Source organism: Photobacterium sp. 53610 (assembly GCF_036409375.1).
Taxonomy (GTDB): Bacteria; Pseudomonadota; Gammaproteobacteria; order Enterobacterales; family Vibrionaceae; genus Photobacterium.
In genome coordinates this window covers 110,772-124,096 of sequence record NZ_JAXOFS010000005.1, presented here as the reverse complement: position 1 = coordinate 124,096, position 13,325 = coordinate 110,772, and the positions used below count along the sequence as shown (strand labels likewise).

At 44.4% G+C, this 13,325-nt stretch carries 16 protein-coding genes; 7 read left to right on the top strand and 9 right to left on the bottom strand.

All coding sequences use genetic code 11. The features are described from left to right. Window positions 1–26: 26 nt before the first annotated feature. The 3 genes from SPK40_RS14555 to SPK40_RS14545 all read right to left on the bottom strand — a co-directional run bounded on the left by SPK40_RS14555 (window position 27) and on the right by SPK40_RS14545 (window position 3,252). On the bottom strand, window positions 27–1,271 hold the full coding sequence (locus tag SPK40_RS14555) for an MFS transporter (RefSeq protein WP_330960928.1): 1,245 nt from the start codon (window positions 1,269–1,271) through the stop codon (window positions 27–29). Further along, window positions 1,271–2,608, bottom strand: coding sequence for an iron-containing redox enzyme family protein (locus SPK40_RS14550; RefSeq protein ID WP_330960927.1), 1,338 nt, complete (start codon window positions 2,606–2,608; stop codon window positions 1,271–1,273). The genes SPK40_RS14555 and SPK40_RS14550 overlap by 1 nt, the downstream gene beginning before the upstream one ends. 194 nt (window positions 2,609–2,802) lie before the next feature. Then, complete coding sequence (locus tag SPK40_RS14545; RefSeq protein ID WP_248142931.1) at window positions 2,803–3,252, bottom strand: HPP family protein; 450 nt, start codon at window positions 3,250–3,252, stop codon at window positions 2,803–2,805. A gap of 107 nt (window positions 3,253–3,359) precedes the next feature. On the opposite strand from SPK40_RS14545, the gene SPK40_RS14540 reads away from it, so the two are divergent. After that, a complete protein-coding gene (locus SPK40_RS14540; protein ID WP_330960926.1) occupies window positions 3,360–3,995 on the top strand; it encodes a TetR/AcrR family transcriptional regulator in 636 nt (211 codons plus the stop codon). A 91-nt stretch (window positions 3,996–4,086) separates the two neighbouring features. On the opposite strand, the gene SPK40_RS14535 is transcribed toward SPK40_RS14540, so the two are convergent. Both SPK40_RS14535 and SPK40_RS14530 read right to left on the bottom strand, forming a co-directional pair. Next, the gene (locus SPK40_RS14535; protein WP_330960925.1) at window positions 4,087–4,491 is read right to left on the bottom strand and encodes a tautomerase family protein; all 405 of its coding nucleotides are present in this window, start codon (window positions 4,489–4,491) and stop codon (window positions 4,087–4,089) included. Further along, window positions 4,491–4,799 carry a carboxymuconolactone decarboxylase family protein gene (locus tag SPK40_RS14530; RefSeq protein ID WP_248142934.1) on the bottom strand — a complete coding sequence of 103 codons (309 nt, stop codon included), beginning with the start codon at window positions 4,797–4,799 and terminating at the stop codon, window positions 4,491–4,493. Before SPK40_RS14530 ends, SPK40_RS14535 begins: the two co-directional genes overlap by 1 nt. Window positions 4,800–4,924: 125 nt before the next feature. On the opposite strand from SPK40_RS14530, the gene SPK40_RS14525 reads away from it, so the two are divergent. Continuing rightward, window positions 4,925–5,854, top strand: a complete 930-nt coding sequence (locus tag SPK40_RS14525) for a LysR family transcriptional regulator (RefSeq protein ID WP_330960924.1) — start codon at window positions 4,925–4,927, stop codon at window positions 5,852–5,854. An 809-nt stretch (window positions 5,855–6,663) separates the two neighbouring features. Here SPK40_RS14525 and SPK40_RS14520 read toward each other — a convergent pair. Continuing rightward, a complete protein-coding gene (locus tag SPK40_RS14520; protein WP_330960923.1) occupies window positions 6,664–6,975 on the bottom strand; it encodes a transposase in 312 nt (103 codons plus the stop codon). Between the two features lie 297 nt (window positions 6,976–7,272). On the opposite strand from SPK40_RS14520, the gene SPK40_RS14515 reads away from it, so the two are divergent. The 5 genes from SPK40_RS14515 to SPK40_RS14495 all read left to right on the top strand — a co-directional run bounded on the left by SPK40_RS14515 (window position 7,273) and on the right by SPK40_RS14495 (window position 11,199). Further along, window positions 7,273–7,716 (top strand): hypothetical protein, encoded by a 444-nt coding sequence (locus SPK40_RS14515; RefSeq protein ID WP_330960922.1) that lies wholly within the window; start codon window positions 7,273–7,275, stop codon window positions 7,714–7,716. 866 nt (window positions 7,717–8,582) lie between these two features. Next, entirely contained in the window at window positions 8,583–8,942 is a 360-nt protein-coding gene (locus tag SPK40_RS14510; protein WP_330960921.1) for a hypothetical protein, read from the top strand. Window positions 8,943–9,061: 119 nt separating this feature from the next. Continuing rightward, window positions 9,062–9,925, top strand: coding sequence for a PhzF family phenazine biosynthesis protein (locus SPK40_RS14505; RefSeq protein WP_330960920.1), 864 nt, complete (start codon window positions 9,062–9,064; stop codon window positions 9,923–9,925). Between the two features lie 114 nt (window positions 9,926–10,039). After that, window positions 10,040–10,597, top strand: a complete 558-nt coding sequence (locus SPK40_RS14500) for a GNAT family N-acetyltransferase (RefSeq protein WP_330960919.1) — start codon at window positions 10,040–10,042, stop codon at window positions 10,595–10,597. Between the two features lie 206 nt (window positions 10,598–10,803). After that, window positions 10,804–11,199, top strand: coding sequence for a lipocalin-like domain-containing protein (locus SPK40_RS14495; protein ID WP_330960918.1), 396 nt, complete (start codon window positions 10,804–10,806; stop codon window positions 11,197–11,199). A gap of 115 nt (window positions 11,200–11,314) precedes the next feature. On the opposite strand, the gene SPK40_RS14490 is transcribed toward SPK40_RS14495, so the two are convergent. The 3 genes from SPK40_RS14490 to SPK40_RS14480 form a co-directional block, all read right to left on the bottom strand. Beyond that, window positions 11,315–11,701 carry a hypothetical protein gene (locus SPK40_RS14490; RefSeq protein ID WP_330960917.1) on the bottom strand — a complete coding sequence of 129 codons (387 nt, stop codon included), beginning with the start codon at window positions 11,699–11,701 and terminating at the stop codon, window positions 11,315–11,317. 108 nt (window positions 11,702–11,809) lie between these two features. Beyond that, window positions 11,810–12,547, bottom strand: coding sequence for an SDR family NAD(P)-dependent oxidoreductase (locus SPK40_RS14485; protein WP_330960916.1), 738 nt, complete (start codon window positions 12,545–12,547; stop codon window positions 11,810–11,812). Window positions 12,548–12,586: 39 nt separating this feature from the next. Further along, window positions 12,587–13,309 carry an SIMPL domain-containing protein gene (locus SPK40_RS14480; RefSeq protein ID WP_248142943.1) on the bottom strand — a complete coding sequence of 241 codons (723 nt, stop codon included), beginning with the start codon at window positions 13,307–13,309 and terminating at the stop codon, window positions 12,587–12,589. Between the last annotated feature and the right edge of the window lie 16 nt (window positions 13,310–13,325).

Genomic DNA, 13,325 nt, shown 5'->3' with positions numbered 1-13,325 from the left:
TAGTCCTTTCATCCTTGAAAAGGTGATTAAGATGGCGAGGCCATCTGAGATTGCGGCTTCTCTTTCAACACATCAGAGAAGTAGAAAACCAGCCCGGTTGCCACAGACACAAAGCAGAGCCCGGTTACCGCCAGCGTGATCAATGAATAACTTTGTGTCGCATCAAAAGACAACCCGCCCAGCCAGACCGTGCCGAACACAAAGACCTGATGGACTGTGAACAGGCAACCGAAAATCTTACCTTTCACTTTCTCTCCGTAAGCTTTGAGACACATCAGCGAGGTGACAATCACGGTGCCCATGTACGTCAGCCCGAACAGAACAGCGAAGATCATGCACATGATGAAGTTATCGGCGGCCAGCACAATCAGGAGTGATGCACCGCGTACCGCATACAGCAGGGCAAGCATCAGCGCGGGCGCGGAAAACCGCAGCAAATAGCCCACCACAAAAGCACCAATCAGTTCCGCAGCACCCAGCACACTCAGCGATGATGCAACCAGAGCGGCTCCGCCCTCACCCTCGGTAAATCGCTCTTGCAGCATGGGCACCAGATGCACATCAATGTAAGCCATGGATGCGCCACAGCCGCCAAATGACAAAGCGAGTAACAGAAAAAGCGGTTTTCTCAGGTGCTGGTGCCACTTCAGATCATCGTCAGCTACGTCCGCCGCCTCAGTCACGAATTCCCGCCGCGGAAAAACACTGCACAGCCAGATACAGGCAGGCAGTATGACCAGTGTAAAGACCCCGAAAATAATCAGACTGACGTCCTGCCAGATCAAAAACGTATTCAGCCAGACCCAGAATGGCGACAGCACCACAAACCCAATCGCCGTGCCGTTCGTGATGGCCGCATAAGCCATCCCTTTCTGCTGGTGATCAAAAATCCGGTCAACCAGCAAGGCCAGCGGTACAAAAGTCATTGCGGTTAAAGCGTATGCAGCCAGCACACCGAACAACACCAGAAACAGCCAGAAATTGAACGACAGCATCATCAGCATATATACAAAGGTTGCCACGACGGCGCCGGATAAAATTGTCAGCGCCGGGCCAATCCGGTCACAGATCCAGCCCACCACAGGTGAAAGCACCCCGATCGACAGGCCAAACAGCGCGCTGGTAAGCGAGAACACACCTCGCCCTAGTCCACACATGCTGGCTAAATCCAGAAAATAAACCTGATAGCTGCCTTTAATTGATGACGCCCAGAATGTCACCAGCACGCCAACCGAGATGGCGATGACCTGCTTATTCCGTGAGATTTCCATCAGACCTCCCCAATCAGCTCCGCCTTCGCAGCCTGATCTTGCTTATCGTATCCAAAGTATTCATACACACCCTGATACATCTGATAGAAAAGCTCACAGGTGGTCTCAATCGCTTCAATGGCTTCCTGTTGCCGCTTAGGCGTATCACATAGATCCGCCAGCAAGGCCAGCCCCTGCTGAACATGACCGACATCCTCTTCCTGATGCACGGAGAAGAACAGCAGATCTGCCTCTTTCAGGCCATACACTTTGCCCAGAATATTGTGCCGGGCTTCGTCGCCGACACTTTCCAGATTCTGCCCTTCACTGGCCACCATGACTGCTGCCGCCCCAATGTGATACAGGTCGGGGTTTTTACAGGCAATCATCCGGTAATCAATCAACGCCTGCGTCTGTGGCAAAGCGGTCGCAGCATCGCGCTCTGCATCGGAAATCCCCAATGCACGCACAAAATCCTGCATCAGTTCCACATGATTTTTGGTGTTGGATAAGCGGCCGGTTTCTTCTTCATACATATTGTGCAGCAGTGCACGTTTATGTTTTGGCAGCGGACAGTGAAAAAATAAATGCTCGATATAAGTCAGAAAGTTCTTCGTAAGCTGATAACCCTGAAGCGTGGTGAATTTTAATAAATCAGAATTCGGATGCTTTTCATCCAGCAGATATTTAAATAAGGGATGACCTAAAGTCAGATGTTTTTCTAATGTTTCTCGCATCTGTGTACGAAATTCTTTTTTAGGGATAAGTTCAGTGCCAACTGACATTTTTTCACTTCCTTGTGTGTAGAATATTTTAAATCGATTCCAGAGATCCTGGGTTCGTTGTTTCATGAAATAGCCGTCAAAGGACTTGCCCTGAAAACGGCTGTAGTCATTCAGGATGCCGTATGTTTCAAATCCGCATTTTTCCCAGATCCGGTGAGCTTTTGTGCCGCCCCGAACATCCAGCGTCAGCAGCTCTACGCCTTGTGCCATGCACTCACAGGCGATGGCTGCCAGGGTTTGCTCAAGCAACCCCTGACTGCGAAAATGCGGGTGAATCATACCTTTTTGAAGATCACAGAGATGTCTGGTTGTCTGCTGATGACTTCTCTTGAAGAAACAACAGACAACCAAAGTTTCCTGATGCTGACCGACCAGGATTTGAAGGCTCTGACTGGCAATCTCTTTTTCCAGTGAAACTAAGTACTGAATTGCTTTTTGATCATCAAACGTTGTATCAAAACCTAATATCGCATCATCAGCAGAACTTAATTTCAGCAACTCAATCAGTTGCTGCTGATATTCAGAAAACAGATCAACGCGATGAATCAGTACATAAGATAAAGGTTCAGCCACAATAAGTCCCTGTAAGCATGGGAATAAACCCGAAGAAGAAAACGGATTCAATCTTATTAAGCACTGAATCAATTTCATAGGTTAAAAAGTGACATTTTTTCACCAGAAAAGTGACATATCAGTAAAGTACAGACAGCACTACGCTTCTGGTTGACTTGCTTACAGGGTGAAGAGACCGTTGGCGACAGCTGAACTTACTGACTCACCGCCCTGCGCTGCAACTTGAGCAGCTGGCCGATCAGTACCATCACGACAGCCCCCAGAAGCACCGGCGTGAAGAGAAATGACCAGCTTTGTCCGGTCAGCATGATCAGTAACGGGTTTGCTCCGGCAGGCGGATGGGTTGTTTTCGTCACCAGCATCGCAGACACCGCAAGGCCGGAAGCTACAGCCATCGTCAATGGCGTTACCCCGACAAAACTCACGAAAAACACACCGATAAATGCAGTCAGCAAATGTCCGAAAATGACATTCTTCGGCTGGGCCAGCGGGCTGTCCGGTACACCAAATACCAGTACTGCCGTCGCACCGAAAGGCGCCATCAGCCACAACCCTGACGTCGTCATACTGTCTGCCAGTGACAGTAATCCAATCGCGACCGCAGCGCCCAAACCCGATATCAGTGCAAAACTATATTGATTCATTTGTTTCTCCTTGAACAGACAAAGTAGACCGATCTGTCTACCCCACAAACAGAGTAGACAAGTCGGTCTACCTGTGTCAACATCTTTTCAACGGAAGAGGAATCGTGATGAGCCAGACATCTGAGAAACAACCATCGGTGAAACAAACACCGGTTCAGCAAACGCCAGCAAAGACAGACAAAAAACAGCTGCTCATTCAAACGGCGCTGACCCTGTTTTACCGCCAGGGCATTCATGCGGTCGGAATCAATGAAGTTCTGAAAGTTTCAGGGGTGGCGAAGAAAACGCTCTACAGCCATTTCGCCAGCAAAGACGAGCTGGTCCTTGCCGCACTGGCAGCACGTGATGACATTTTCATGAGCTGGCTGGAAACATTGCTGTCGCCGGCGCAGGATGACATCGAACTCATCACTCGTCTGTTCAATGGCCTCAGTGACTGGTTCCACAACCGCGTGCCAGCTCTCAGTCCGTTCCGCGGCTGCTTTTTCATCAACACCTCGGCAGAATTCAGCGAAGAAAATGCTGCCATCATCGCCTATTGCCGCGACCACAAACACAAAGTCAGGGCTTTAATCCAACAACATCTGTCGTGTCAGGACGAAGCGTTGCTGGATACCATCTGCCTGATGAAAGAAGGCGCTATTGTGTCGGCATTTGTCGGGAAAGATCTGGATGCTGCTGAGAAATGTATCGGTGTACTGGTGGATTTAGTCCACAGGAGCAGTGAAATTCATCAACCCTGAGCGATCTGATCCTTGATAGCAGTGTTGACTTTGTGCTGGGAAAATCTGCCAACCAGCCAGCGCACAGGCTGGCTGGTTCAAAGCTGTGGTTTCAGTTCCCTTTGTCTAAGGCTTCCTGAATGGTATAAAGGTTGCCGCCACTAAAGCTCCAGTCGTCCGGGTTTGTAAACTGAATCACAACCATGACATCGTCCTGAGAGATCCCTGTCTTTTCGGAGATTCTTTGCGAAAGCACTTGATAAAAACGCGCTTTCATTCCCTTATCTCTGGGCTTTCCCGCAGTAATCAAAAATAAAATATAGTTCGATGTTCTTTTGCCGGACAAATAGGTCTCATCATATATCAATCGGCCTTCTGGATATTCATCAATGACCTGAAAACGATCCTCTGGTGGGACATTGAATTCATCGACAAGTGTTTGGTGCAGTGTATCTGAGATGATTTTCAATTCTTCTTCAGATCGGCCGGTCTGAACCATAATTCTGGTAAAAGGCATTATTCATCTCCATCATTCAATGTTTGCAAAGCAGTCACCGCACTGGGCCAACCGACATAAAAAGCAAGATGTGTAAACACTTCAATGATATCGTCTTCAGTCAGTCCATTTTCCCGGGCAAAATTGATATGCCAACGTAACTGTTCGTATTTATTCATCGCAACCAAAGCACTCATCGTAATCAGGCTGCGTTCTCTGAATGTCAGTTCTTCTCTCTGCCAAAGATCGCCAAATAATGTATTCGTTGTTAGCTCTGCCAGTTTCGGTGCGACTTTACCTAATGAGTCTTTATCAAGCGTTTTGCCCATGTGTTTCTCCTTCGGTTCAATTCAATCATTGCATGTTTTCAGAACATGACAGCGATTGTTACCGAACCAAAAGCCTTATAAAATCAAAACATTCTGAAGCAATCTTCCCGAAAAACAGGAATATTATGAAGCGTCCTGAATCCATTGATTTAGATGCATTGAGAACGTTCGTCGTCGGTATCGACTTAGGCAACTTTACCCTTGCAGCCAATCAACTCTGCCGATCGACTTCAGCAGTCAGCGCACAATTGAAAAAATTGGAGCAGCAATGTGGGGTCAAACTTCTGTCTAAAAGTGGCAGAAATTTGCGGTTAACCGAATCAGGTGAGTTATTGCTGAGCTACGGAAAGAAAATGTTATCAATCAATGATGAAGCTCTTCAAGCGATTCAGCAGCAAACCATTCATGGCGCTGTCAGTATTGGATTACAAGAAGACTTTAGTGAGCGACTACTGCCTAATTTATTAGGTCGGATCGCCAGAAGTTTCCCAAACATTCAGATTTATGCGCAATGTGGCCGAAACAACACGCTCAAAGAAGAGAGCCTTCACAATAAAATTGACTTTGCTTTATGTTGGGAAAATCCGCTTGAAATGAATCAGGAACGACTCATCACGGAAGTCCCTCAGCATTGGATTGCCAGTCCATCTTTTGACCTGTCATCCTATTTGAGTTCAGGGAAACCTCTTCCGCTGATTTTATTAGAAGCGCCATGTATTATTCGTGATGCCGCAATAAAGATATTAGACCAAGAAAATATTCCCTGGAAAATTGCCGTCTCCGGAGGCAGCCTCTCCGGAATCTGGGGAGCAGTCAATGCCGGTCTTGGTATCACCGTCCGTACAGACTTAGGCATCCCAAACTCATTAGCCGTGATTCATCATGAGCTACCCAAATTACCGACAATCGGATTATCTTTACTGGAATCATCACTGAAAAAAGAAAAATCTCAGATACTCATCAAAGAACTCCTTCTTGATGAATTGCAACGCTATATTTTCAGTTTTCGATACGATGAAAAGACGAAGGGCTCCAGAGAGCCAATACAGCCCTAATCCCATCCCATTAAAATTATGTTGCTGATTTTAATGATTTCCAGTGCTTGCTTCATCAATCGGTTGAAGCATCCTTCCAAGGTATGCCCGCGCTCATTTCCCTTCTTATCATGCAATCTTGCGCTTACCCACAGATATGCAACCCCAAACGCATCACTTAGTGAAACGTGATTCTTATCTGCCTATCATGTACGGCAATTTACAGCACGTGACTTGATTGTCAGGGGCGGTAGCGTGCTTGTGTGAATGTTGTTCAATCGGTGGTGGTATATCGGTCATCATTTCACAAAAACAGTTGAACAGAAACGGGACTATCGTATGTCGCATTTTCGATTCCGAATCACTGCCCGCTGATATTCGATGCAGTGAGTAGAAATCGTAAAAATCTTGATAGAACAGTTACATAGAACCGTGTTCAGAGTTAAGATATACGACATTATGTCTTCGAATAAAATGTTATACATCATTCAAAATGTGGAGGTTAAATGAGAAGGTTACTTTAATTGTCATTTTTTGTGTTATCAACAAATACGTTTGCAGCGTTTAATTGTGAAGTTGAAGTCGAGCGAGTCTTGGTTTACGGAGATGGTGGTGTAAACGTTTTACACTCTGGTAGAAATGATTTCACTTACATATGTAACACAAAGGGAACATGGAAGGGGATTGATACCGTTACATGTTCATTGTGGGTAGGAATGCTTCAAAGTACACAAAACAATAACAAGAAAGCAATCTTTTACTATGATGGACAGGGATCGTGCGCTAGTTTAGGAACTTACGGCAATGCTCCAGCTCCTGTATATATTGGTTCAATAAAATAGGCAAGAAACGCGTAACAAAAGCTCTAAACCAACAGCCAACATGTGGCACTTTTGGTTTGCCTGATACAAATAAGCATTCATAGGTTGCCTTAATATAGGATTACTTTGGATAGCAAACATCATAGTCATGTAAAGCATGTTCCTTACCTGTAAATGCCCACCTTGGATGATTCTTTTACCTTTGAATCGGCCACTTTCTATGGTGATAAGAGCGACACCAATGAAAGATGCGGCTTGTTTATGCTGATATAACCAAGCTCTGGAACATGACAAATCAGAGAAACTACGACGATTTTCCACACACCAGGTATGCCCTGCAATAAATCATTTAACTTGGTATTCAGGGCAAGTATCTATTCAACAGGCAATCTTGGATTCGACTCTATGAATCTGGTTTTTGAGAGGCGTCAGGATTGGTTTAATCGATGGTACGAGAGCTTTGGGTAAGACTTGTAGTCTGTTCTTTTGCATTTAAGAGTGATTTCGGTGGATTTTCTTGGGTGTCGTGATAGTTAACTGCACCTTTGAAAAACTTTATGTTACTATCTGCCGTCATAATTTATGAATTTATTTATGTAATAGAAGATGGAAACTAAAGTGGAAAAAGTAACCAATCAAAAAGGCAGACCGATTAAATCGATAACCCTAGCACTTTTGATTGATCTCATTGGCACAAGTATTGTGTTTATAGCAGGTGGTTTTGCGTATGTATATTATCTAAAGAACAGTGGATTAAAAAACAGTGAAGTAATCGAAGCAATTAATCACATATACCCGATGTCACCTTTTCTTTTAATTAGCATTTTTCTTGCGAGCTTAATCTCTTGCTATGCTGGGTATTTTTGTGCAAAGACCTCTAGAACAAATGAATATAGAAATGTAGCTGTATTGGCATTGATTAATGCCGGGCTATGCTTTTCTTTATCAGGTAGCTATGGCTTAGCTCATATTACAATATTATCAGTTGGCAATACCTTGGTGTTTTTTCTGGGGGCTTATTTATGGAAAAGAAAAGCCTCGAAAGAATGTCACAATTTGTAATTCAGACTTGGCATAATATATAAAATAATTTAATAGTGATTCCCAACGCATGGCATTTTTGTCTCAAGTTGGGTTTCTTGTTTACGGTGCAATGTTTAAGGTGAGGTGGAAGATTTGCTTCTCCCTTACCTCGACGTAATCGTTCATGAGGAACTTATGATTGGAATCCAATGTCACATAAAGTTGATATTCATTGTCCATCTTGTGGTAAACATGGAATTTTGAATTTGCAGAGTTCGTGCGGATTAAAATCAGGAATGATATTCAATTTTTTAAACATAGTGACTTGTTCGAGTACAGGATATTCAAAATTCTTGCGACCATAAGTGGTATGGAGCACTCTATTTTTCCAATCTTCATGGCGGTACAGTAAATACGCTAAGAGATTTACCAAAAGGTAATGGCCCAGAGATCTGTTATCATTCTAAATATTTATCAGTCGTCATGGAACGGATGTCATTGCATAGTGTTGTGAACACTGTTTTTTACGTAAAGTGTACGTTTTAAATTGGCCTGAAGATGCTTTTTATTCAATCTGTTATAAAGGTGAAATGCTTTGGGGATTAAACCGTGAATCACACGGTAGAACTTAGAGATTTTATTGCTTCGAATAACAGACAAATAAAAAATCATGCATGGTCAATTTTCAGCTGCATGTGCCAACAATTTTCAAAAAGCATAATGCGCGCAGAGCTGTAGTGAAGGCTCTAAACAGCAAGCTGAATCTATAACGAAGACTTTATTAGTAACGCCTAACGCTTGGCATTTTCAGTTCAAACCTGGGTTTGGCACTTAAAATACAATGTCTTAGACTTTGTGGTAACTTTGCTCACACCTGAATGTGCGCTCTATTTTGGGGAGAGATTTTGGGTAAATGGGACTCGGCAATGTTTCGGAGCATCGCAATTGTCGGTGCTTTAGCATTTTTATACATCACCCTTCTGGCGGTCATTGATGGTTATCAACGCCACGAATTCATGATGCTGATCACGCTATACGGGACAAGCTATCTCGTTATATCCTTGCTTGGTTGGTTTTTACTCGGACTTCCCATCCATTACATATTGTCACGGTACTCTGAAAGAAGCTATATGCGTTATTTTCTATCTGGATTTCTCATATCTGTTTTATTAGGTTTAGCATTAAACTTACGTATCGGGCTATTCTTTGGCACATTCATTCTAGCTCAAGCTTTATTATTCAGACACTTTGTGTATAAAAAATAGAACATGCCGCTATAGTCAGTCACTACACACCGTCTGGGTCAGAACCATAGGGCAATTTCGCAATTATTGCCCTATGTTTTTGCTCCAAAGCGAAGTATTTTACGGAGAAATTGATATTGATGAACGTTGAAGCTTATTTGGTGAATTCCTTTACTGCCAATGGAACTGGAGGAAACCCTGCAGGTGTTGTGTTACACGCAGATAAACTGTCTTACGGTGAAAAATTAGAAATAGCGCAAGCTGTTGGCTATTCAGAAACTGCGTTTGTGTCTCAAGATGAGGAAGCTGACTTTGAGTTGTCTTTTTTCACCGTAACGGGTGAAGTTGATTTCTGTGGTCACGCAACGTTAGCTGCATTTTCAACAATGTATCAGAAAGGAATTGTAACCGAAGGGCGGTATGTGCAAAGGACGAAAGCAGGTTTACTTCCCGTAACGATAGAGTCTAATGGCCATATAATTATGGAGCAGAAGTTACCTGAATACCTTGGAAGGTTCGATTATGAGGTGATATCAGAGTTAATTGGAATTGAATCAACCGTTCTAGAATCCACGCAATTACCTATCGAGATTATTTCAACGGGCTTGCCTGATCTTCTTGTTCCAGTGCCACATGGATATCTGGATAAAATCCAAGTGAATGAACATTTACTCAGTGACTTTTGTAAAAAACATGATCTCGTGAGTCTTCATGCTTTTGAATTGTACGAGAAAGACAGTGGAATGACCGCGAGTTGTCGGAATTTTGCTCCTTTGTTTGGCATCCCTGAGGAGTCAGCTACGGGGAGTGCGAGTGGCGCATTAGCATGTTATCTAACCAAACACCTTTCTGGTAAATATTCGAATTGTTTTACTTTCGAGCAAGGAAGAGCAATGGACTGTGTTTCAACCATTACAGCGTCAGTTGAGTTGAAGGAGCAGGCCATTGTCAAGGTGATGGTTGGTGGTTTTGCTCATGAAGCTGGGCTGCAGAAAATCGGGTGAACATCATTCACTACGCTTGGCATTTCCGGTTCGAATTTTTATAGCACAATCATTTCAAATAGGCGGCGGGCGCTCCTCCGCCCTGAATACACATGATATTTTGAAGGTGAAAAGTTGAAATTTCCAGAATATGAAACAAAGAGGCTAACACTCAGGAAATTAACTGAAGATGATGCAGAGGGTATTTTTCAACTATTTTCTGACAGTTTAGTAATTACTTACTACGATATGGAAGCACTTTCTGATATATCTCAAGCGAAGCAGATAATTCATCTCATGCAAGAACGATTTGAGTCAAATACAGGTATAAGATGGGGAATTAGAATTGCAGAAACAAACGAATTGGTTGGAACTTGTGGCTTCAATTCGTGGAATAAAGATATGAAATCAGCTGTAATCGGTTACGATTTACGGTCTCATTTTTGGGGGCGAGGTATAATCACTGAAGCTATTCATCAAATCGTAAAGCAAGCATTTGGAGGGGGTCTGCCTTGTGGCGATTTGAATCGTATTCAAGCTGATACTGTCCCGGGTAATATCGGGTCAGAGCTAGTGCTAAAGAAAGTAGGCTTCAAAGAGGAAGGACTACGTCGGCAATGTGGCTACTGGAAGAACCAATTTCATGACCTTAAATGCTTTGGTTTGCTTCGTAGTGAATACAAAGAAGTATAACGAATCGTTCAAGAGGGATTCTTGGCTAGCCATTCTCAGTTCAAAGCTGGATATTGTGGTTACGGAGTAATGGCTTTGGTTTGGCGTTTAAAATTCCACGCACCTCAATTCGGCGTTAACAGCACAAGGAAATTTTCGTGGCACCTTCGATTATCAGAGATAAATTTATTTCTCAAATTACGATCGGATACAATTAGGAAACGTTAATGGAAATATCTAAAGAAGTGCTTGTTGGTGTGTGGTCCCTCGATGAATTTATCGTTCACCGAGAGTCAGGAGAGTTATTTCACTGGCCAGGAAAGCAAAATGGTACGCTAATTTATACTGACAATGGTTTCGTTAGTGTTGCGCAGAACAGAGAACCACTTCCTAACCCGACAGAGGAAGATAAAAAGAGGGAGTCAAACTTCTATACCGCTACTTATGAGTTAGATTTAGCCAATAATCGAGTCTTTCATACAGGACTTCAGTCAAGCGTTCAATCTGTAATCGGGGAACGCATGGAACGCGAGATAAAGCTGTTAGAGGATGGTCGGTTATGGTTATCTGGCAAAGGATTAAAAGAGCGTGTCACCCTGGTTTGGTCGAAAGTAAATAAATAAAAATATTCCCCCCAGCATCGCCTCTTTTCGATTCACTTGCCTCAATCTCAGATCTTGTATCGCCCCCGCTCAGAATTGGACAGAATATCTGTCCAATTCTGAAACACGGAAACAACTAATTTCCTGTGATTTGCAGGTAAATCATCTTGTCGTCATCACCGCCAATCACCACCGACTCATCGTTTTGTAACAGCACAGTCGAATTGATTTCCCGTTGAGAAGTACCTTGTTCATTGCTGCTTTCATAGCGAATATAAACCAGGCTCTGTCCCTCAGACGCTTGCAGCCGACCTGAAATACTTCGTGTCAGGTGGTTTTCGGTTTGCGTCTCAAAAAATTCACCGTTCTGATTGATGGCAGCGGTCATTGAAAAGTCATCCGAACTGACCACAACACCGGTTCGTTCTTCTTTTTGTTCTTGTCCGATCTTCTGTTCAGCAGCGCATCCTTGAATCAGTGCAGATCCGGCAAGCAAAAAACTCAGACATATTGCTTTTTTCATTTTCTTTCTCATTCAAAAATACACAACAACATGATGCTTTCAGAGCTGAAAACATCATGTTTAGAGTTCGGTTCAATGATAATGAATATTACCGCATGAGCACAGTCGTTAATTCAAACTCAACCCGCCATCCACCACCAGTGTATGGCCGACGATATAGCTGGCTTGCTCTGACAACAGAAAAGTAATGGCATCCACAATTTCACTGGATTTTGCATAGCGTTTGGCCGGAACCACCGCCGACACTTCTGCCCGAGTACCGGGAGCTTCGGCTTCACGGGCTTCCCAGCGTGGTGTCCAGGTGACACCGGGCGCGACGGCGTTGATGCGAATGCCCTGCCCAATCACTTCCAGCGCAACGGAATGCGTCAACCCTTCGATGGCATGCTTCGCAGCGCTGTACATTGCAGCATTAGGCGTCGGACGAAATCCGTTGACCGAGCTGAGATTGACAATCGCACCACCTTCACCCATCAACCGAAGTTCGTGCTGCAGACAATATGCCTGCGCCCAGAAATCCTGCTGGAGTGTATCCCGCAGTGCTGACGGCTCCACCTCTGCAAACTGTCCGCCGGATGCCAAAGCTGGGGACGCATTATTCACGGCAACATCGAGATTACCGTATCGCTCTCTGATCACACAAAACAAGCGATTCAGTTGTATTTCATCACTGATATCCACCTGATGATAATCCACGACAGCCAGCTCGGGATAGCGTTCAACCTTCTGCTGCCAGATATTTTCCCGTCTGGAACAGGTAATCACCTGATAATCGTCAGCAACCAAACGCCGGACTGTTTCCAGTCCAATCCCCTGACTGCCGCCGGTAACGAATGCAATTTTCACATAACCTCCATGTTTAACTTCCACTTTTCAAATATTTCATTAGTCAGACAGATAATATTCAACGGTTGAAACCACTCTGACTTTCTTAATATGCGGATTATTTTTGTCCCGGGCGGAAATGGAGAACTGCCCCTGAGACGCTTTGCGGATTTTCCCCAATGTACTGTCAGAATCAGAAGCAAACTTCTGTGCCACTTCTCGGGCATTGCGGGTCGCCTCTTCAATCATGTCCGGTTTGATATCATTCAGCCGGGTAAACAGATATTCCGTCTGGGTCTGGTACGCATCTCCGGTAAAGACAATGCCCTGCTTGCCCAGTTCAGATAATGAGCTCATGACTGCGCGCACAGTCTCAATATCGCTGGAATACACCGTCACCGTCTGAAGTGCGGTATATCGGTAAGCAACCTGAGCGTCATTGCCATACTGCTGGGCTGATTTATCGGTAATCGCCGGAGTAGACACCGAAATTTCGCTGGCACCAATCCCGTTGCTGCGCAGGTAAGCGCGAATTTGCGATGCCTGACCATCCAGCATCTGGTACAGCTCACCCAAATCGTTACTGGCGACATTGAACTGAATCGGCCAGATGACAATATCTGCCGGATATTCCCTCTCCGAAAGCCCTTTGACGGTCACACTGCGCTCAAGCTGCTTGTAATTCATCGCTGCCTGACCGAGCAAAATACCCAGAAAAACCAGTCCCAGTAATATGCCGCCCGCCAGCAAAGCGAACCCGATTCTGTCCTGTTGTTGCGCCATACCCCCTCCATGACTG